The following is an 18406-nucleotide window of genomic DNA, read 5'->3' on the forward strand; positions in this document are numbered from 1 at the left end:
TAACCGCTCTGTCAGTTTGTCTATATTTTGTTACAAGACTTATAACAGAGCCACGATATGGGGCGCAATGCGAAGATGGTATTTATGTCGAAGCACTAGTTTGACTGGTCTGGCAGCCTACCCGACACCTTGAATATTCTTGAGGATAAAAAAAATAGTCTGATAGTATCGATCTAAAATGATCAGCGAGGTGACACAGATGGTAGACAGTCCTATCGATGTAGGATTCGGTGTTTCGGTTGAAAATCAAATAAACCCCACTGATGCTCGTGATGCAATACCATTTGAATACGTGCGAGAGCTTTTGGCCGGGCAAGTACTGGATTCAATGTCATTTTCTGAAAGTAGCGGTGATGTTTTTCTGCATTTTGAAAGCGGTAGCGTTATTACTATTAAAGGAAGTTATGTTGAAACACCCATACTATTTGAACCAAATTTGAGTGATAAGGGAATTGTACCTGTTTTTTTACCCGGAGCAAAAAGTAACAAAGTAGAAGATATTGTAAGATTTGTTGAGGCGGTTGAGTGGATATATACGCTTTTTGTATTCATAGAAAATGATCAGGCAGAAATAGCTCGCGACAAATTGTCAGGCGATTGGGATGGCACGATCAGTTTATTTTTAAATGACAACGATCGGATTCGAGTAAGCTCCGTGCGCATCGGCTCTTTATGGGGCGAGTTCTGGGTTGCAGGTAAAGAAAGAGCGAAAACACTAAGAGCAATAGCTTTAGGGTTGAGCAAAAAGGGAAGAGAGATTGCAATTCGTAAATTTGAAGCGGAAACTAGGATTTTGGAGGCGGAGGCGAGGAGCGCAGAAGCAAAAGCAATGAATCAAGAAATTCAGAATGTTTCCGAGTTTTATTCATTGTATGAAGAAAATATTATGAAACTACCTGACGGCGATCCGTTGAAAGAAAAATTCATCGAGCAGCACCGTGTTCTTGAGGGCTTTGGTGCATACAGATTGCCTCGTAGTTCTAATTTGGGTAAATAATTTAGCTTTTTTCATAAATAACTCGCAGGTAAGATAGTGATAACATAAAATAGGATTGTAAAGGATTGCAGTACGTTCCGCGGTGGAAGTCGTTCAGCCAGCGAAGCCAAACGCCTTGAGACCATCAAGCACGAATTGCACCGACAGGGCGGCCAGCAGCATGCCCAGCAAGCGGGTCACGACATTGATCCCGGTTTTGCCAAGTGCGCGTTCCAGCAATCCACTGGACATGAACAGCACCAGTGCAATCAGCAGCACCGCCAGCATGATCCCCAACACCATTGCAAGCCCCAACAGTCCGGGTTGCTGACCGGCCAGCAGGATGATCGTTGCAATTGACCCAGGCCCGGCGATCAGCGGCATCGCCAAAGGAAAAACTGATGGATCGTCGCTGTGATCTTCTTCTTCCGCCTGATCTTCGCGCCTTTTGGTGCGGCGCTGGAATAGCATGTCAAGCGCGGTTAGGAACAACAGGATGCCACCCGCGATGCGAAAGGCGGCCATCGAAATGCCGACAAAACCCAAAACAGCCTCACCGAACAGCGCGAACAGGCTGAGCAAAAGCCCGGCCAGCATGCAGGCGCGTAGCGCGATCTTGCGCCGTTTTGCGGGGGACATGCCTTGCGTTAAAGCGACAAAGATCGGGGTCAGCCCGATCGGGTCCATGATCACGAAAAGCGTGACGAAACCGGTGATGAGAAATGCGGTATCCATGGCAGGATCGGTATCGTGGAACCGGTGACGGGTGCAAGGGTCGGTTTAAGATGATCCGCGCGGCGCCGCTAATCAGGTTGGGCGATGGCTTCTGCCGGGGCGGGGGCTAGGATTTTTCGGCTGTTTCCAATTTTTCAAGCGCTTGCATCCACAGCGCTTCGGCACGTTCCAGACCGTTCATGACTTCCGCATATTTTTTCTGCAGAACCACGGCTTCGCCTTTGCGTTCTTCATACAGGGACCGGTCGGCTAGCTTGCTGGCCAGTCTGTCGCGCATATCGTTCAGTTTTTCGATCCGTATCTCGCATTTACGCGCATCGGCGCGCAGTGCCAGAATGGCGTCGCGGCTGGCACGTTTGGGGGCCGGGGCCGGTTTGGATTTGGATTTGGATTGTTTGCTGGGCTTGTCCGATTGCAAAAGCATTTTGCGATAGGCATCCAGATCTTCCTCGTAGGGCGATACTGTGCCGTCTTTGACCAACCAAAGCCGGTCTGCCACCATCGACAGCAGATGCATGTCGTGGCTGACCAGAATGACCGCGCCGGAATAAGCGGTCAGCGCTTCAACCAGCGCTTCGCGGCTTTCGATGTCAAGGTGGTTGGTCGGTTCGTCGAGGATCAAAAGATGCGGCGCGGGCAGGGTGGCCAGAAGCAGCGACAAGCGGGCCTTTTGACCACCTGAAAGGCGCCCGACCTTGGTTTCTACCTGTGCCGCCATCAGGCCGAAACCGGCCAGTTTGGCGCGCAGCTTGGCCTGCATCTGTCCGGGCAATTCGCGTTGCAGATGCTGCAAAGGGGTTTCATCGACCCGCAATTCATCGACCTGATGTTGGGCGAAGAAACCGATACGCAGTTTCGAGGATCGGTTGATCTTGCCACCCATCGGGGCCAACCGGTCCGACAGCATCTTGGCCAAGGTCGATTTACCCTGACCGTTCTTGCCCAAAAGCGCGATCCGGTCATCCTGATCGATGCGCAGATCTAGCCGTTTCAGTACCGCGTTGCCATCATATCCAACCGAAACATCTTCTGTGGAAATGATCGGGGGTGACAAGGTTTCGGGTTCGGGAAAGGTGAAAACTGTCCGCGCGGCGTCTTCGGGTGCGCGGATGGTTTCCATCTTTTCCAGCATCTTGACGCGCGATTGCGCCTGTTTGGCCTTGCTGGCCTTGGCCTTGAACCGGTCGACGAAGCTTTGCAGATGGGCGCGTTGCAAGTCTTGCTTCTTGGCCGCGGCGGCCTGTACGGCGCGTTGAGCGGTGCGTTGGCGCACGAATTGGTCATAAGGGCCGGTGTAATAGGTCAATTGCCGGTTATCCAAATGCAAGATCGCCCCGACCGCACGGTTCAGCAAATCGCGGTCATGGCTGATGATCAGCACCGTGTGAGGATATTTGGCGATATAGGCTTCAAGCCAAAGCGCCCCTTCCAGATCGAGATAGTTGGTCGGTTCATCCAGCAGCAGGTAGTCGGGTTGGGCGAACAGCACCGCCGCCAGCGCCACCCGCATCCGCCAACCGCCGGAAAAGGCCGAGCAGGGCATCAATTGTTCGTCGCTGTCAAACCCAAGCCCCTTGAGAATGGACGAGGCGCGCGCTTCGGCGCTCCAGGCGTCGATATCGGCCAGACGGGTCTGGATGTCGGCAATCCTTGCGGGGTCCTTGGTCTGATCGGCCTCGGCCAGCAGTTCAGCGCGTTCGATGTCCGCGGCCAGAACCGTATCTATCAACGACACCTCGTTGCCGGGGACTTCCTGGGCGACGCCGCCAATCCGGGCACGCGAAGGCAATGAAATCGACCCGCCGTCGAGATGCAGTTCCCCCCTGATCAGCTTGAACAAGGTGGTTTTCCCGGCGCCGTTCCGGCCGATCAAACCGACCTTGTGGCCGGTGGGAATGGTGGCCGAGGCCCCTTCGAACAGGGGGCGGCCTTCTATCGAATAGGTGAGATCATCAATGCGCAACATGAGCGCGGAGTGCCAGAGGGTGGGGGGGCTGTCAATCGCTTGCCGACAATTCCGGCGCCTTGCATGTCCGCGGGCAGGGGCGTACCCTTAATAAGTTAACCTGTTAATTAAATTTCAACGGAAATTCCATGCAAATCACCCGCAGCAAACCGCGCCTGCTGACGCTGATCCTGCTGACATCGCTTGCGGTGATGTCATTGAATATGTTTCTGCCCTCGCTTAGCCGGATCGCTTCGGAATTCGAGGCTGACTATTCCGTCGCTTCGCTGTCTATCGGCGGGTACCTAGCGATATCGGCACTGTTGCAACTGGTAATGGGCCCACTGTCGGACATGGTTGGGCGCAGGCCGGTAATCCTGACCGGGTTGGCGATCTTTACGCTTGCGTCAATTGGCTGCGCGCTGGCGGGAACGATTTGGGTTTTTCTCGGTTTTCGGTTGCTGCAAGGCGCGGTGGTGTCGGGCATGGTTCTGTCCCGCGCGGTGATCCGGGATGTAGCGGTACCGTCCGAAGCTGCGCGATTGCTGGCGGTCGTTGGATCGGCCATGGCACTGGCCCCGCTTCTGGCCCCGGTGTTGGGGGGGGTATTGGACCAATTTTTGGGCTGGCGGTCGGATTTCTGGGTCTTTGCCCTATGCGGTGCGGCGCTTTTCATCCTGTGCTGGATCGATCTGGGCGAAACCAATTTGACACGGCAGAATAGTTTCCGCGCTCAGTTTCGCACTTACCCCGAATTGCTGCGCTCTGGGTCGTTCTGGGCCTATTGCGCCTGTCTGATTTTTTCCATTGGCGGATTTTACGCGTATCTGGCCGGTGCGCCGCAGGTCGGTGAACAGGCTTTCAATCTGAGCCCCAGCGCGTTGGGGCTGTTGATGGGGGCAACGGCGGCGGGTTTTATGGTGGGTAATGTGATTTCCACCCGGATCGGGGCCCGGGTTGGCATGATGGCGTTGATCATCGCGGGACGGTGGGTGTCGTTAGGCGGCATTGTGGCCGCGATGGCGCTGCTGGCAATCGGGGTGTTTCATCCTGCGGTCCTGTTTGCTGGCGCTGTGATGCTGGGTCTGGGCAATGGGTTGACCCTTCCGGGGGCCAATGCGGGGGTCATGTCGGTACAGCCACGACTGGCTGGCAGCGCGTCGGGCCTGTCGGGGGCGTTGACCGTGGGCATCGGCGCGGTGCTGACCCCTTTGGTCAGCGCAATGGTCACCGGGCCGATGGGGGTCTATGTCCTGTTGGGGGCGATGGCGTTGGCCAGCCTGGCCGGTGTGGTGGCCGCCTATGTCATTCAGGCCTTGGATAGAAGGCTGCAACCGGCGTGATTGCGGCTTTTCAAACTGTAAAACGCATGATAGCAGGACGGCGATTTCCACAATGTCGGGCAGCGGCCCGGCCCCGGTAACCGAGGACAATACCCATGGCCATTCAACGCACCTTTAGCATCATCAAGCCTGACGCCACCAAGCGCAACCTGACCGGCGCGATTAACGCCAAGCTGGAAGCCGCTGGCCTGCGCATCGTCGCACAAAAGCGGATCCACCTGAGCAAGGCGCAGGCCGGCGTATTCTATGCTGTGCATGCCGAACGCCCCTTCTATGACGAACTGTGCGAATTCATGGCGTCCGAGCCGATCGTGGTTCAGGTTTTGGAAGGCGAAGACGCCATTGCCAAGAACCGCGAAGTCATGGGCGCGACCAACCCGGCCGAAGCCGCCGAAGGCACCATCCGCAAGGAATTCGCCCTGTCGATCGGTGAAAATTCGGTCCACGGGTCGGACGCGGAAGAAACTGCAGCGGTTGAGATCGCTTATTTCTTCTCGGGTCTCGAACTGGTCGGCTAAGCCACCTGTTTGCAACGAATGAACGTGGGGTCGCTTTCTTCGGAAAGCGGCCCTTTTCGTCTTTGCCTCTACCGCTGTCCTTGGCTAGCGTGCGCAAGAAGGATTTAGGGAGGAAAGAAATGACGAAATGCGCCATCGTGACCGGTGCAGCCCGGGGGATCGGGCTGGTGACCGCCAAGCAGTTTCTGGCAATGGGGTGGGCAGTTGCCTTGGTCGACCGGGATCGCGAAGAACTGGACAGAGCGATATCGCCGCTGGGGGCGCAGGCCGCAGCCATGCCCTATGACATATCCGATCCCGATCAGGTCGCCACTATGATTACAGACACCTTGGCCGCATTCGGTCGGATCGATGCATTGGTGAACAACGCGATCCCGTTGAACCGCTATGGAAGCGAAGACGAAATCGCCAACGTGATCGTATTCCTGCGCTCTGACAAGGCCAGCTTTGTCACCGGTCAGGTTATCGCCGCCGATGGCGGGTTCGACAGCACCGGGGTGGGATTGCCCGCTTTGCGGGTATAAAGGCGCCGCAATGCTTTCGGGCATGAGGTAGGCCGGGCTTCAGCCCGGCAGTTCGCACTTTGCCCGATTAGCGGAAGGTTTGCCGGGACTGCCGGGCTGAAGCCCGGCCTACGGGGTTACGGCGCGTTTTTTGTTTTACCGGGCCGTTTCTCGACGACGCCGATTTCATCGAGAACTCTCTCGATCTCAGACTGCGGGGGGTGGTCGGGCGTCGCGGCGGCCTTGATCGCGTCGAACCGGGCGCGCAAGGCATCTTTTTCTGCGCCCTGGCAATCGTTCCAAGGGCGGCCTTGCAACCCCATGACAAGCGCACAGTAACCGATGAAATGAGGGCGGCTGCCTGAGGAGATCAGCCGGGTATAGGCTGCGTCGGCACCAAGGGCGCGCAAACCCTCGGCCGACTGAATACCGGCACGGGTGCAGGCCTGTTCGACCGCGGGGCCGAGATTGCGAATTGAACTTACAGGGCTCATGCACCCTTTTTAGCGCAAGTACCGTCGACGTCACTCAGATGATCGCATAATCGGGATAGACCGGATGATATTTATCGGGCTTGCCGGTGCGCGGTTTGGGGACCTGCTGCGACGCCGGGGCCGCGGGTTTGTCCGGGGGATGTGGTGAATTAGCCATAACTCATACTCCTACCAAGGGCAGGCCCGCTCGGAATAAGGTCGGGCCATATTTCAGGGTAGTCTGAGTCTGGCAAAAATATCAGGCGCGTAAATGGGGGCAAAGGGGTCAAATTCAGGCAATTTCATGCCGGAAAGACTGGCGACAGGTGCCCAAAAGAAAGTCCCCGGCACGGGTGGGCCATGCCGGGGACGCAGTATCGACCAAGTTTATTCAGCCTTGATCAACACATCTCCGAATTCGTCGCGCAGCTTGTTCTTGAGCACCTTTCCGGTGCCGCCGATGGGCAATGCGTCAACGAAAATCACTCGATCGGGGATTTGCCATTTGGCGATTTTACCATCGTAGAAGGCCAGCAGTTCTTCTTCGCTGGGAGTGGCGCCGGTGACAGGCAGAACCACCAGAACCGGGCGTTCGTCCCATTTTTCATGCCGCGCAGCAATGGCGGCGGCATTGGCGACGCCGGGGTGGCCGATGGCGATGTTTTCCAGCTCGACGGTGGAAATCCATTCGCCACCCGATTTGATGATGTCCTTGCTGCGGTCGCGGATGATCATGAAACCATCCGGATCAATGGTGGCGACATCGCCGGTATCAAACCAGCCGTCCAGCGTCAGAGCGGTCTTTTCCACCTTGAAATAGGTATCGACGATCCAATGGCCACGGATTTGTAATTCGCCCTGCGTTTCACCATCGTTGGGCAGAACATGACCTTCGTCATCGACGATGCGCAATTCGACGCCAAAGGGCGGACGGCCTTGACCTTCGCGGATCTTGTTTTGCTCGTCTTCGCTCAGGGTTTCATGTTTTTTCAGAAGCTTGTTCATGGTGCCTAGCGGGCTGGTTTCCGACATGCCCCAAGCATGCATCACTTCGACCCCGAATTTTTCGCGGAACGCGGTGATCATCGACGGCGGACAGGCCGAACCGCCGATCACGGTGCGGGTCAGGCTTTCGGCCTTGCTGCCCAGTTTTTCCAGCGAGTGCAGCAGCCCCATCCAGATCGTCGGCACGCCAAGCGCCAGCGTGACCCCTTCTTGATCAATCAGTTTGACCAGACTGTCGCCATCCAAGTTCGGCCCCGGCAGCACCAGTTTGCTACCGGCGGCGGGGGCCATATAGGGAATGCCCCAAGCGTTGACATGGAACATCGGCACGACAGGCATGACGCTTTCACGCGCCGAAAGCGCCAGCCCGTCGGGCTGATTGCCGGCAATCGAATGCAGCACGGTGGAACGGTGGGTATAAAGCACACCCTTGGGATTGCCCGTCGTGCCCGATGTGTAGCAAAGCGACGAGGAACTGTTTTCGTCGATGTCGGGCCAGACGTAATCGTCTTTGCCGGTTTCGATCAGTTCGTCATAGAATTTCAGCCCAGGCACCATGGCTGCGGCTTCTTCGTTGCGCGGGCCCATCAGCACCACGTGACGCAGGGTTTTCAGGTGTTCACCCAGCTTGGCAACGACCGGAAGGAAGGTGCTGTCGAGAAACAGAACCTTATCCTCGGCGTGGTTGATGATATAGATCAGCTGTTCGGGAAACAGACGCGGATTTATGGTGTGGCAGATCATGCCAGCCCCGGCGACACCAAAGTAGATTTCCAGATGCCGCATGTTGTTCCACGCGATGGTGGCGCAGCGGTCGCCTTTTTCAATTCCCAAGGCTTCTAGCGCCGACGCCAGCTTGCGGGTTCTCAGCTCAACCTCACCCCAGTTGGACCGATAAAGACCGCCATCGGTTTCCACCGATACGACCTCGGTTCCGGCGTGATAGCGCGCGGCATGGGCGATCAGCGAACTGATGGTCAGTTGCTGCGTCATCATTTTTCCAAGCATTGGATCCTCCTGTCTGGTCCATCCCACCCGCGCCGATGCGCAGGACGTGTCTCCCCACCTGAGCTTGAGCGCAGGCCCTGTTGCGATCGCGAACTGAAACGATCAGTTCAGTTTTGTCCAGATGCCGACGTCCCACAACGCAGCGTCAAAAGGGAGGGTTGACGTAACGATACCCACAAGCAGCGCAATCCTGAAAGGTGTTGCCATCCTGCTTGACGCTTTGAAGTGCTGCGCATAATCAGGGGGCAAGGTGGGCCTGTAGCTCAACGGTTAGAGCAGAGCGCTCATAACGCTTTGGTTGCGGGTTCAAATCCTGCCGGGCCTACCAAGCACCTAAAAACTTATATAAAAATCAATGCGTTGAGTTGTAATGTGTCCCACGAAAATTTGCGCGTGGGACACATTACCACTCCATTCCCTCCAATTTACGCATGGCGTCGGCGGCGAGTCTCCACCTCTCCACGCCTTGCGTATAGACCTCGGACGTCTTCGCCTGGGTATGCCCGTGGATGGTCATGATCTGGTATTGGGTGCAGCCTTCATGTGCCAGAAGGTGGCCGGTCGCCTTGCGGATTCCGTGACTGGACAGCCCTTCAAGGCCAGCGTCGTCGCACCACTTTCGGAACCTGTTGCGCAGTCCCTCTGGCGATTTGAATGGGCGTCCGTATTCGGTCAGCAGGTATTTTTCGCCCTGGACCTTGGGCGCGCGCGTGGCTTTGTAGAGTGGTGGCATGATAGGTATCACGACCTCCGCTGATCCCTTCTTCGTGGGCTGCCAGCGCAGGGCGAGGATGCCATCGATCAGTTCCTCGTTGCCACGTCCAAGGCGGACCGCATCGCTGATACGGCAGGCTGTGAACATGAACAGGGTCAGGCAGAGATGCGCAGCGGTGCCGGGAGGGTGGACTGCCTTGTAGTTTTTGAGGTCCTCGATGGTCCAGGGCTTGGCGCCGCCCTTGCCCTTGTTGATTTTGCCGATGCCAGTGGCCGGGTTGACCGAACAGATGCCGCGCTCGATCGCCCAGACATACATCGCGCGGATCGTCTTCACCATGTTATCGGCTGCGCCTGGTGTTCCCGACATTGTGTCCCTAAATTCGACGAGCTTTTCGCTCGGCATTTGCAGCGCGTATTCGCCGTATTCTGATGAAAACCGGTTCAGCATCGACTTGCGCTGCTTCTGAGTGTCCGGGGACATCAGGCCGGAATCGACCATCTTGTTCATCGCGTCCAGGTATTTCAGGACCAGCCATTCGATCGACTGCGGTATCGCGTTCGATATGCGCGGATTTGCCTTCTGTGGCTGTTTCCCGGCGCGAGCTGTAAGGTATTGCTCTATGAAATCAGGATGATCAGGTCCGACGGTCAGCGCGATCCGGCGCTTTGGATTGCCGTCCTGTCGCACCCTGTAGCGCAGGTTGCCGGATGGCAATCTTTCCTCCAGCAGGCCGGGATAACTCACCTTCATGCTGTCCCTGCCTATCACCATTGTTTCGGGATCCTAGCATCGGCCTGTTTTTGCGGCTTGTCCACAATGATTGTCAGTACCCTGATCGTGCCGTCTGGTTCGATCTCGACGCCGGACACCGACAGGCCGCATTTCTGCGTTGCCTCAACCGCACGGGTGATTTCCGCTTTGCTGGCCCGGCACTTTGGCATGTCAGGAACCTTTTGTCGTCATTTTGGAGAGATTTTCGCGCGCTGGATTGGTGTTGTTATTCTTTGCCATCACGCCATCCCCAACGCCTCTTTGTACATCTCCAGCACCGCTTCTTCCTCGGCGATGTCGTCCTTGTCGCGCTTGCGTAGGGCGATGATCTTGCGCATGATCTTGGTGTCGTAGCCGCGCCCCTTGGCTTCGGCCATCACCTCTTTCTGTTGGTCGGCGATGTCTTTCTTTTCCTGATCCAGCCGTTCGAACCGTTCGATGAACTGGCGCAGCTCATCCGCCGTCACGCGATAGGACGTCTGGTTGTGCTTGCGGAAATCGTCGTCGTCTTTCATCGGTGGTCTGCCCTTTCTTGCCTTTGCTTCCATCTTGGCGTGAATGTCTTCGACGCCTTGGTCGATCGGGTTGGGTTTGGCCATTGCGTCACCTCTGGCTTGCTATCTTGCCGGTCCATGCGTCGAATTCGGTGCGCAGGGTCTGGAATTTCTGTTGCGCCGCTTGGTCGGTGCCCAGCTGGCGGCGGCTGTCGATGCCGCAGCACTGGCGCAGGTATTCGGCGGCGGCGCTGGCATTGAACTGTTCTCCCGGCGCGCCGCATCGAGTGGCGGCGAAACGTTGGAAGCGCGGATCGTTGCACAGTATTCCCGCCTGCTGGGCGGGCTGCATGTCATCGAAGCGCTGGCGGATCGGAGCGTTCATGCCGCCACCTTCAGGGCGTGGTCACCCCATGTCAGCGCGGCTGCGTCGGCAATGCCTGGGAATGTCTTGCTGCGGATCTTCCAGCGATCAGGGCCGGGCGGGGCGCGGTGGATGGCTGACCAGTCCTTGTAAGCCTCGGTGCCGCGTTCGGGCGGGGTCAGTTTGTTGGTCGGGACCAGTTTCGGCAGTCCGCCTTTCAGGTAGAATCCGGTGGCCTTGAAGGCCGGGTCTCCAAACCACCACGGCTGCACGATCTGCGGTTCTGGCAGGTCGCGGATCCGTTCTTTGGCCCATTTATGCATCACCGGGTTTTCCACCACCCGCAGCGGGATCGGCGCGTGAAGGCAAGCTTCGAACAAATCGCAACCCGCTTCAAATTCCGCGATCATGTCTTGCCATGTCCGCCCCTTGGGCAGTTTCTTCGGGTGCGACTTGTCCGGTCCATAAAGCCAGCGCTGCCCGGCACGGCATAGCCGGGTGCAGGGCGGGTGCATCACGCAGAACAGGTGCCACATGGGATCACGCATCACTGTGCGGACGTCGTCTTGTATGTGGCGGTTGGTCGGTGTGTCGGCGGGCAGGATATCGCAGGAAAATGTGTTGAACCCGCGCGCAAGGAAAGCTTCGCGCATCGCGCCGGACGTTTCGCAGCCGATCAGGACATTGATGTCTTCGGGCCGTCTCATGCCTCACCTGTCAGGATTTTCAGTCCGGGGCAGTCCGGGTGCATGGTGCCGCCGGGGCATCCACAGCCGGGCCATTCCGGGCAATGGAAGCTGGCGGCGGTGTCCTCCACCAGTGCGGGCGCGCGCGGGGTGTCATCGTGAGTGGTGGTGTCTGCGCGCGCCCGGCGGAAATGGGAAAAAAGGCCGGAGGCGGCGAACAGAACGCCCCCGGCCAGGTGACCGGCAATCAGACGGATGCCGATAGGGGAAACAGGTTGCCGGGTCATGCCAGCACCCGATGGGGTAGCCTGCCGATCGGCGGATGCCCGGTGACGAACCCGTCATCTTCGATACCGGGCAGGAGCTGCCGCGCCACCTTCTTCCAGTTGCGGATTGCTTCGTCCTCGGTCGCGCCGAAGGCCGTCGCGCCGTGCAGTCTGATTTCGATTAGGTGGCTGGATTTGGTATCGGCCCGCAGGATCAGGTCTGCATCGCCGGTTTCCATACCTTCATTCATGAAAGCATCTTTTTGCGCGTCCATGTCGATCAGTTCGAGATGGGCAAGGAAAACGCGCAGGCGGTCGAATTGGGCGTGAAAGGTCATCATCCGGCCCCCACATTGCGCAGGACATGCGCGATCCACAGCAGGTGCGCCGAATGCACGACGGTCAGTGTGATTAGGCAAAAGATGGCCAGCTTTAGGACGGCGTCGAATAGGTCGACGTCTGGATCGTGGGACGGGGGGATCGCCTGCGGTCGCGGGTCCAATGACATCTTAAAGCCTCCATCAACTGCTGTGATGGAGAAGGAATAAGTTCAGAACAACTGAACTGTCAAGGATATTTGTTCAGCTTGACTGAACATGCTGGTTGCGAATAGTGTCGCCGTGCGGCCATTTGCCCGGCAATTAACTATCAATGATGGAACCCTGTTAAATGGCTACACGTTTTGATTTTCTTATTACACTTTCCGAGGAGACATCGTTGACGATAGACTACTTGGAAAGATTGACGGACGGACTGGATTCGAGCAGCTTGGCGATCTTGTGCGGCAATGCATCCATGTTGCCGAAAATGATGAAATCGATAGATAGTCCGTATGTTTCGCGCATCGCGATGCAGGCATCCAAGGAAGGCCTATGAGCGCCGCCCTCCCAGTTGGAAACTTGTCCTTTGGTGAAGCCAGCGCGCTTGGCGAAATCTGTTTGGTTATATCCTAAAGCTTTTCTAGCCGCCCGCAGGCGATGGCCAATCTCCGTGTATGGGCGTTCAGAATTTTCAGCACTCATGTCATTCTCCAATCGATGTAAGTCGTGGCTTACCGAAGTTCAGTCGGTCTGAAAAAAGTTTCTTTAGAACCTTGACATGTTCAGACTAACTGAACATTTTCGAGTCATGACCCAAAAAGAACTGATATCGAAACTTGGGCGGCGTAGGGTGATTGACGCTTTAGGCGTCTCTACTTCGCAGGTTTCAAACTGTTTGTCCGCCGGAAGGTTCCCGGGGCATTGGTTCGATACGATGGATCGTATCGCGACCGAGGATGGGTGGTCGGTGCCGCGCGAATTGTTCGCGTGGAAGCGACGCGAGGATGCGGCATGACTTCACCTGTCGATCATATTCCTGAATTCCGTTTCCCCCATGATAGAGATGTTCTGCCCGGCGGTGATGAGATCCTCTGCTTTTCTATGCTTGCTGCTTTTTTCGTGACCGGCCAACAGCGCGAGGTCCTGATCGCCGACAACAAGATGCGTGGTCTTGCGGGTGACGGAAGCCTTGACCTCGAAGCCGAGACCGGATGCTACCTTGACTGCTTTTTCGCGTGGCATGGTCAGCGATCCAGTGAAGACGATAACCGCGCCGAAATGTTTTCCTTCAGGATTGGCAGGCGCGGTGGGATTCTTGGGATAGGACTTCCGAGCCGGTTTCAACAGGTCATCGAAGGACAACCCAGTTTTCTGTTCTGCCATGAGGACGACCGTGGCGGCAGCGCGGGCGTCTTCGATCGCGTCATGGTGCCGGAAGTTAAGGTTAAGCTTTTCACGAAGATTGGCGAGGCCGTATCCACCATCCTGCCGGAATTCAGGCCAAGCCCGGCGCGCCACGCGGATACTGTCGTTCCAATCGAGGTCTGGCTGGGGAATTCCGTCGCCGTCGCAAGCGGCAGCGATGGCTTTTTGATCGAACGTGCTGTGCTGGAACAGGCGGTTGTTGGCCAGCATTGGTTTCATGTCCATGAAAGCGTTTCGGAAAGTAGGGGCACCGCGAACTCGCTCCTCCGTAATGCCGTGTATTTTGATATTGAACGGGTCGAAACCGCATTCGGGATCGATCAGGGTTCCGACGGTGCGGATGCATCCGCTTCTGTCGACGCTTGCGAAACCGACCTGGCAGATACTGCCGTTCCACCTCATGGCCGTTTCCACGTCGATGGCGATAAACCTGTGTTCACCATCTGCAAACTGGGTGAACAGTCCGTGGCGATTGACGGCAGGTGCGCCTCGCGGCGCTGGCTGTGGTGTCCTAGGGAGAGGTGCATCTTCGGTAGGCGTCCGTATCTGGTTCGGTCTGCGCCCAAACAGGCGTTCGAAAAAGGATTTCATTTTTTACTCGTGCGTTCTGCAGAAATTCGCCCACAGGCTGCACGATGGCAGGGCTGCATATCAAGGGTGAAATGGATGTGCATGCGCATTGTTCATTCCGTCCATGACATCTTGGATAGCGCCATCATTCCCGTATGCCAAGGAAACGAGGTTTCCCATGGCTGATCCGGTGACACGCGGTATTTTCGATGGCCTTGTCCGCCGCGCAGGCGGTGTCGAGGCTGTCGCGTCGGTTCTTGAAGCCCGCTATGGCACGGGCTGCAAGGGCACGGTCAGCAAGATGTGTTCCGGCCAGATTGGAGTGACGGTCGATGCGGCCATCGCGGTCGAGGATTTCGTCGGGGCTTTTCCGCTGACCAATCGCATGTTCGAACGTACGGGCCGCGAAGGCGTTCGGCAGGGCTGCCTGAAGGAACTTGCCGCGCAAAGCACTGTTGCCAGCGGGCAGGCGCATGCGGCGCTGATCCGGGCGTTTTCGCATCTAAGCGATGACCCTGAGCGCCTGACGGAAAAAGAGCGTGTCGAGGTCATCGCGGAAATGCGGGCGGCGCGCCAGGCGCTGACGGATATCATCAACGCGGCGGAGGCGGCGGGATGATGGTGCGCGCGGAGCTTAAAATCGATGCATCGGCGTTGGTGGCACTGATCGGGCAGATCGCCGAACTGGCGCAGCGCGAAGGCAGCGATCGCGCATATCTTCTTTCCGAAGTGCAGGCGATGGCCGATGATCCGGGCGGGTTCTTTGATGTGGAGCCTGAGTTGGTTTCGATGGATTTTGCCGTGATCCGGGCGGTTCCATCACCGCGCTTGGTACGGTTGCTGACCACGTTCGGGGGCGCAAGGTGAGCGGCGGGTTTGCATACCGCATCCCGGCGGATTGGCCCGACGATTATCCTGAAAACGGCATTGCAGAAATCGCCCCAGAAACGGCGCAAGAGGGGCTTTCGGCATGACCCATGCGGCGCAACCCCGTCTCGCAAACGCACTGCCAGTGCGAAACGTACCGCAAGAGGCGCTGTTGCGGCTTGACTTGGAACCGTTTCACGTCGCCGCCGAACCGCAGCTATCGGCCTGCCCGATGGGGGAAACCGGCATTTGCCGGAACCCATTCTGTTCGGCGCGCTTCGTTCCGGTGCGGCCCCATCAGCTTTATTGCAGCGCCGCCTGCCGCAAGTCTGACGATCAGGAATTCCGCGCGGTTGGCCTGCGCGCCGCGCCAGCGCTGCTGGCTTGGCAGATGGGCCGCTATGCGCCCAAGGGCACCGCGCTGGCCGATCTGAGCCGGGCGGGCCGGAACTACTATAGCGCGCTGGCGGCGCAATGGCTGCGCGACCGGCGGCGCAGGATGCATTTAGCGGAGGAACTGCGATGACAACAGCAATCGATCTTCTGGGCCGTCAGCCGGTCATGCGGGATCTGCCCGAACCGGAACCGGAACCCGCGATCGATGACTGGCGCGGCGAAGGTTTCATCCGTTCCGGGCGGCATACCCCGTCAGGGCTGGGTTTCACGGCGCGGACCGGCAGGCATGGGCAGAAGAAGGCGGGCGAGTGATGGACTATCAACCGCAACCAGACATGTGGCCGCTCCGGCGCGGCGACACGCTGTCGAACCATGATTGGTTTCCATTCTACACCCACCGTTTCCTGTCGTCGCGGTTTCTGGCGGCGGCGGTGATGGAAAAACGGCGCGGCGATATCGGCACCGCCGTCATCCTGTGGTCGGAATCGATGCGACAGGATCCGGCAGGCACCTTGCCCGATTGCGATGTCGAACTCGCCAGTCTGGCGCGCTTTGCCACGGTCGAGGATTGGCAGGCGGTCAAGGCGGGCGTCATGCATGGCTGGGTTCCGGTTCTGGTCGAAGATGACCGATCGGGCGATGTCATCACCCGGTTGGGCCATCCCGGCTTCATGCAGGGCATTGTCGAGGAAATGCACAAGCGCAAGCGGGGCCGCGACGGTGCCCGCGAAGCGGCGCGCTTGGCGGTTCGCAAGTCGCGGATCCGCAAGAAGATGGCCGACCTGAACATCCAGGACCACATCATCAAGGATGACCGGGCCGTCGGGATGCTGGCCGAGCATTTCGAACATTCCGACCTTTACGTCACGCCCGACAACCTGCGCGCGGCGATGACCGAAGTGCTGGGATACACTGGCGAGGTCGCCCATTTCCCGAACCGGCGCGGGGGCTGAAATGGCTGCAACGGCGGGTGAAATCAAACTGAAATGAACTGAAAGGTTGCTGAAATATTTCAGTCGGTTTCAGCAAGATTACTGAAATTGCCCTATAGGACAACACCATACAAAACATAACAAGAAACCTTCCTATGGGTGCGCGACGATCAAACTGTGGAATTAGCGGACAGGCCGAAATTGCAGAGAAAGGGCAAGGGCAATGGAAGGTCAGGAACTGAAAGAGGGCAGGGACCGGGTCAGGCTGAACCTGATCGCACCGCTGAAGGAATGGGGCATGGAGCGCCGGGGCGGCTGGACCGTAGAGCGCGAGACAGAAATGCTCGACCGGCTGCAGAACAAGCTGGCCTATATGAGCGCGGTCAATCTCGAAGCGCTGCGCGAAACTGTGCAGCGCCATGCGACCGGCAAGGCGCGCGATCGTTGGCCCAAGGAAATGCTGATCGAGAACTGGGCGCGGCGTCTGCAGGATCCGCCGATCAGCATGAGCCGCCTTGTGCGGTCCTATATCCAGTCGGGTGCGGGCCGGGCGGCGCGGGACGGCGGGTATCTGGTCGAGCTTTTCTTTTATCTCAAGCGTGTCGGTGCGCCGCCGAACGCATTTTCGATGGATGAAATCCGATCCGAGGCCGAGGCGAACCGCGAACGCCGCGCCCGGATCAAGGTGGCGCGCGAGGCCGGGCGGGCCACGCCCAGCGATCTGGCCTGGATGGATGGGTATTACATGGCGCGGCAGCGCTGCATCGACACGTTGAACGCTGGTCAGGCCAGCAAGCAGGAAGGGCAAGCGGCATGATAATGGAAAGATCATTCCAGAAGGCGGATGACCGATTTGAGGCCTGCGCCGCATTCGGGCGCATGGGCGGACCTTTGGCCACTGACGGAAAGGAAATGGTCGGGATCAAGGCGCTGCTTGAATGGGCCTTCGCCGTCGAAAAGGCAGATCTATCCGTCACGATGGATCATTCGGAGCTTGGCGGCTATGGCTATGCGTCATCGACTGCCGCGATCATGCGGCATGAGCAGCTTGGCTGCCGTATTGATGGCGGTGGCAAATCCGATCCACATCCGGACGCCGAAGCGGTGGCGGATATGCTTGTGAACTGTGCGTCATGGTCGATGGCGATCAGAGTTGCCGAACTGTCCCGCGCCGGTCGCGTGCCAGAATGGGATTTGGGCCAGCAAAGATTGCAGCCGCGCGCCTGGTCGAAGCGCAATCACCTCGGCCAGCATGGTAAGACCGAAGTCTGTCGTGTGGTCGAGTATGTCCAGCGTGGTCGACAGCGCCGCCGCGAGGATCTTTGGGTGCCATGTTGTTGGGTTCCAAGTCATTGTCAGATAGCTGCTGCGCGCCGTGATTACCTCGATTGGTGGGGTGCGCTGCTTGAGCTGTCATCCGCGTTGAATGGGTATAACTTTGACAAGTTTCATCTGATCGACAGGATGCCGCCAATGACGCCTTGGAAGAAAGCGGCTTGACACAATCTAGCTTCTGTTGACATATTGCCTGCGAACCGAACTGCGCCCGGCGGGATGATCCCGACCGGGCGTTTTTCGTATCACCGATTTACCGGACAATTTGAAACATGGCGATCCGCAAGGTGTGTTGCCGCCCCGGCTGCGATGACATTGCGGTCGCTGGCGGTGCGCATTGCCCGTACCACGAAGACGAGCGCAAGGCGAAGCTATCGGCGCGGCGCGCCCGTGCCAAGTTGAGCAGCGAAGCGCAGGCCGGTGCGTTGCTCTATGCGACGAAGGAATGGAAAACAGGACGGCGCGTGTACCTTGCCCGCAATCCTCTTTGCGTCGACTGCGGTGAACTTGGATTGGTGGTCGAGGCGACCGAGGTTGACCACGTCAAACCGCACCGAGGCGATCGGGCGAAGTTCTTCGATCGGTCGAACTGGCAGGCGCTGTGCAAGCCATGCCACAGCCGGAAGACTGCACGGGAAGTGCTGGCACTGGGGGGCGGTCGAAAAATCTAGCCGCGATAAGGGAAACCGGCTGCGGAACCGTTCTTTTCGTGCGGGGTGAATTGAGAAAAAAAGCCCACTTTTGGCATGGGTGAAA

Annotated in this window: 27 protein-coding genes and 1 tRNA gene; 13 read left to right on the forward strand and 15 right to left on the reverse strand. The window is 57.8% G+C overall.

Going from position 1 to position 18406, the window contains the following annotated elements; genetic code table 11:
• Nucleotides 1-199: 199 nt before the first annotated feature.
• Nucleotides 200-997 carry a hypothetical protein gene (locus TG4357_RS18365; RefSeq protein ID WP_139193626.1) on the forward strand — a complete coding sequence of 266 codons (798 nt, stop codon included), beginning with the start codon at nucleotides 200-202 and terminating at the stop codon, nucleotides 995-997.
• Between the two features lie 93 nt (nucleotides 998-1090).
• Here the strand turns inward: TG4357_RS18365 and TG4357_RS18370 are convergent, their stop codons facing one another.
• Nucleotides 1091-1711, reverse strand: a complete 621-nt coding sequence (locus tag TG4357_RS18370; protein ID WP_058264368.1) for a MarC family protein — start codon at nucleotides 1709-1711, stop codon at nucleotides 1091-1093.
• A gap of 106 nt (nucleotides 1712-1817) precedes the next feature.
• A complete protein-coding gene (locus TG4357_RS18375; protein ID WP_058264369.1) occupies nucleotides 1818-3677 on the reverse strand; it encodes an ABC-F family ATP-binding cassette domain-containing protein in 1860 nt (619 codons plus the stop codon).
• 128 nt (nucleotides 3678-3805) lie between these two features.
• Here TG4357_RS18375 and TG4357_RS18380 point away from each other — a divergent pair, with 128 nt between their 5' ends.
• From TG4357_RS18380 to TG4357_RS18390, 3 genes are all read left to right on the forward strand, one after another.
• Complete coding sequence (locus tag TG4357_RS18380; protein WP_058264370.1) at nucleotides 3806-4999, forward strand: multidrug effflux MFS transporter; 1194 nt, start codon at nucleotides 3806-3808, stop codon at nucleotides 4997-4999.
• A gap of 95 nt (nucleotides 5000-5094) precedes the next feature.
• The gene (gene ndk, locus TG4357_RS18385) at nucleotides 5095-5517 is read left to right on the forward strand and encodes a nucleoside-diphosphate kinase (protein ID WP_058264371.1); all 423 of its coding nucleotides are present in this window, start codon (nucleotides 5095-5097) and stop codon (nucleotides 5515-5517) included.
• Nucleotides 5518-5636: 119 nt separating this feature from the next.
• Nucleotides 5637-6041: an SDR family NAD(P)-dependent oxidoreductase gene (locus tag TG4357_RS18390; RefSeq protein WP_058264372.1), complete on the forward strand. Its 405-nt coding sequence runs from the start codon at nucleotides 5637-5639 to the stop codon at nucleotides 6039-6041.
• A 116-nt stretch (nucleotides 6042-6157) separates the two neighbouring features.
• On the opposite strand, the gene TG4357_RS18395 is transcribed toward TG4357_RS18390, so the two are convergent.
• The 3 genes from TG4357_RS18395 to TG4357_RS18400 form a co-directional block, all read right to left on the reverse strand.
• Complete coding sequence (locus tag TG4357_RS18395; RefSeq protein WP_058264373.1) at nucleotides 6158-6514, reverse strand: TfoX/Sxy family DNA transformation protein; 357 nt, start codon at nucleotides 6512-6514, stop codon at nucleotides 6158-6160.
• A gap of 34 nt (nucleotides 6515-6548) precedes the next feature.
• Nucleotides 6549-6671: a hypothetical protein gene (locus TG4357_RS19955; protein ID WP_267886205.1), complete on the reverse strand. Its 123-nt coding sequence runs from the start codon at nucleotides 6669-6671 to the stop codon at nucleotides 6549-6551.
• A gap of 209 nt (nucleotides 6672-6880) precedes the next feature.
• Nucleotides 6881-8506: a long-chain-fatty-acid--CoA ligase gene (locus TG4357_RS18400; protein WP_058264374.1), complete on the reverse strand. Its 1626-nt coding sequence runs from the start codon at nucleotides 8504-8506 to the stop codon at nucleotides 6881-6883.
• Nucleotides 8507-8758: 252 nt separating this feature from the next.
• Between TG4357_RS18400 and TG4357_RS18405 the strand changes: the two genes are divergently transcribed.
• Nucleotides 8759-8834: transfer RNA gene (locus tag TG4357_RS18405), tRNA-Ile, on the forward strand.
• A 75-nt stretch (nucleotides 8835-8909) separates the two neighbouring features.
• Here TG4357_RS18405 and TG4357_RS18410 read toward each other — a convergent pair.
• The 10 genes from TG4357_RS18410 to TG4357_RS18450 all read right to left on the reverse strand — a co-directional run bounded on the left by TG4357_RS18410 (nucleotide 8910) and on the right by TG4357_RS18450 (nucleotide 14141).
• Nucleotides 8910-9974: a tyrosine-type recombinase/integrase gene (locus TG4357_RS18410; RefSeq protein WP_058264475.1), complete on the reverse strand. Its 1065-nt coding sequence runs from the start codon at nucleotides 9972-9974 to the stop codon at nucleotides 8910-8912.
• A gap of 14 nt (nucleotides 9975-9988) precedes the next feature.
• A complete protein-coding gene (locus TG4357_RS19600; RefSeq protein ID WP_158509099.1) occupies nucleotides 9989-10165 on the reverse strand; it encodes a hypothetical protein in 177 nt (58 codons plus the stop codon).
• A gap of 69 nt (nucleotides 10166-10234) precedes the next feature.
• Nucleotides 10235-10510, reverse strand: coding sequence for a DUF2312 domain-containing protein (locus TG4357_RS18415; RefSeq protein ID WP_058264476.1), 276 nt, complete (start codon nucleotides 10508-10510; stop codon nucleotides 10235-10237).
• Nucleotides 10511-10598: 88 nt separating this feature from the next.
• Nucleotides 10599-10874, reverse strand: a complete 276-nt coding sequence (locus tag TG4357_RS18420) for a hypothetical protein (protein WP_058264375.1) — start codon at nucleotides 10872-10874, stop codon at nucleotides 10599-10601.
• Nucleotides 10871-11560 carry a hypothetical protein gene (locus TG4357_RS18425; RefSeq protein ID WP_058264376.1) on the reverse strand — a complete coding sequence of 230 codons (690 nt, stop codon included), beginning with the start codon at nucleotides 11558-11560 and terminating at the stop codon, nucleotides 10871-10873. The genes TG4357_RS18420 and TG4357_RS18425 overlap by 4 nt, the downstream gene beginning before the upstream one ends.
• Nucleotides 11557-11826: a hypothetical protein gene (locus tag TG4357_RS18430; RefSeq protein ID WP_058264377.1), complete on the reverse strand. Its 270-nt coding sequence runs from the start codon at nucleotides 11824-11826 to the stop codon at nucleotides 11557-11559. The genes TG4357_RS18425 and TG4357_RS18430 overlap by 4 nt, the downstream gene beginning before the upstream one ends.
• A complete protein-coding gene (locus TG4357_RS18435) occupies nucleotides 11823-12143 on the reverse strand; it encodes a hypothetical protein (RefSeq protein WP_139193627.1) in 321 nt (106 codons plus the stop codon). The genes TG4357_RS18430 and TG4357_RS18435 overlap by 4 nt, the downstream gene beginning before the upstream one ends.
• The gene (locus TG4357_RS19605; RefSeq protein WP_158509100.1) at nucleotides 12143-12313 is read right to left on the reverse strand and encodes a hypothetical protein; all 171 of its coding nucleotides are present in this window, start codon (nucleotides 12311-12313) and stop codon (nucleotides 12143-12145) included. Before TG4357_RS19605 ends, TG4357_RS18435 begins: the two co-directional genes overlap by 1 nt.
• 220 nt (nucleotides 12314-12533) lie before the next feature.
• Nucleotides 12534-12827 (reverse strand): helix-turn-helix domain-containing protein, encoded by a 294-nt coding sequence (locus tag TG4357_RS18440; RefSeq protein ID WP_058264379.1) that lies wholly within the window; start codon nucleotides 12825-12827, stop codon nucleotides 12534-12536.
• 315 nt (nucleotides 12828-13142) lie between these two features.
• Nucleotides 13143-14141 carry an exonuclease domain-containing protein gene (locus TG4357_RS18450; protein WP_082644204.1) on the reverse strand — a complete coding sequence of 333 codons (999 nt, stop codon included), beginning with the start codon at nucleotides 14139-14141 and terminating at the stop codon, nucleotides 13143-13145.
• Nucleotides 14142-14298: 157 nt separating this feature from the next.
• Here TG4357_RS18450 and TG4357_RS18455 point away from each other — a divergent pair, with 157 nt between their 5' ends.
• The 8 genes from TG4357_RS18455 to TG4357_RS18485 all read left to right on the forward strand — a co-directional run bounded on the left by TG4357_RS18455 (nucleotide 14299) and on the right by TG4357_RS18485 (nucleotide 18321).
• The gene (locus TG4357_RS18455; RefSeq protein ID WP_058264382.1) at nucleotides 14299-14739 is read left to right on the forward strand and encodes a hypothetical protein; all 441 of its coding nucleotides are present in this window, start codon (nucleotides 14299-14301) and stop codon (nucleotides 14737-14739) included.
• Nucleotides 14736-14987, forward strand: a complete 252-nt coding sequence (locus tag TG4357_RS18460) for a hypothetical protein (protein ID WP_058264383.1) — start codon at nucleotides 14736-14738, stop codon at nucleotides 14985-14987. The genes TG4357_RS18455 and TG4357_RS18460 overlap by 4 nt, the downstream gene beginning before the upstream one ends.
• Before the next feature lie 103 nt (nucleotides 14988-15090).
• Nucleotides 15091-15513 carry a hypothetical protein gene (locus TG4357_RS18465; RefSeq protein WP_058264384.1) on the forward strand — a complete coding sequence of 141 codons (423 nt, stop codon included), beginning with the start codon at nucleotides 15091-15093 and terminating at the stop codon, nucleotides 15511-15513.
• Complete coding sequence (locus tag TG4357_RS19415) at nucleotides 15510-15695, forward strand: hypothetical protein (RefSeq protein ID WP_139193628.1); 186 nt, start codon at nucleotides 15510-15512, stop codon at nucleotides 15693-15695. The genes TG4357_RS18465 and TG4357_RS19415 overlap by 4 nt, the downstream gene beginning before the upstream one ends.
• On the forward strand, nucleotides 15695-16336 hold the full coding sequence (locus tag TG4357_RS18470; protein ID WP_139193629.1) for a hypothetical protein: 642 nt from the start codon (nucleotides 15695-15697) through the stop codon (nucleotides 16334-16336). Before TG4357_RS19415 ends, TG4357_RS18470 begins: the two co-directional genes overlap by 1 nt.
• A gap of 202 nt (nucleotides 16337-16538) precedes the next feature.
• On the forward strand, nucleotides 16539-17132 hold the full coding sequence (locus TG4357_RS18475; RefSeq protein WP_058264386.1) for a hypothetical protein: 594 nt from the start codon (nucleotides 16539-16541) through the stop codon (nucleotides 17130-17132).
• Between the two features lie 2 nt (nucleotides 17133-17134).
• Nucleotides 17135-17815, forward strand: coding sequence for a hypothetical protein (locus tag TG4357_RS18480; RefSeq protein ID WP_058264387.1), 681 nt, complete (start codon nucleotides 17135-17137; stop codon nucleotides 17813-17815).
• A gap of 107 nt (nucleotides 17816-17922) precedes the next feature.
• A complete protein-coding gene (locus TG4357_RS18485) occupies nucleotides 17923-18321 on the forward strand; it encodes an HNH endonuclease signature motif containing protein (RefSeq protein ID WP_058264388.1) in 399 nt (132 codons plus the stop codon).
• Nucleotides 18322-18406 lie beyond the last annotated feature (85 nt).

Source organism: Thalassovita gelatinovora, assembly GCF_001458355.1.
GTDB lineage: Bacteria > Pseudomonadota > Alphaproteobacteria > Rhodobacterales > Rhodobacteraceae > Thalassobius > Thalassobius gelatinovorus.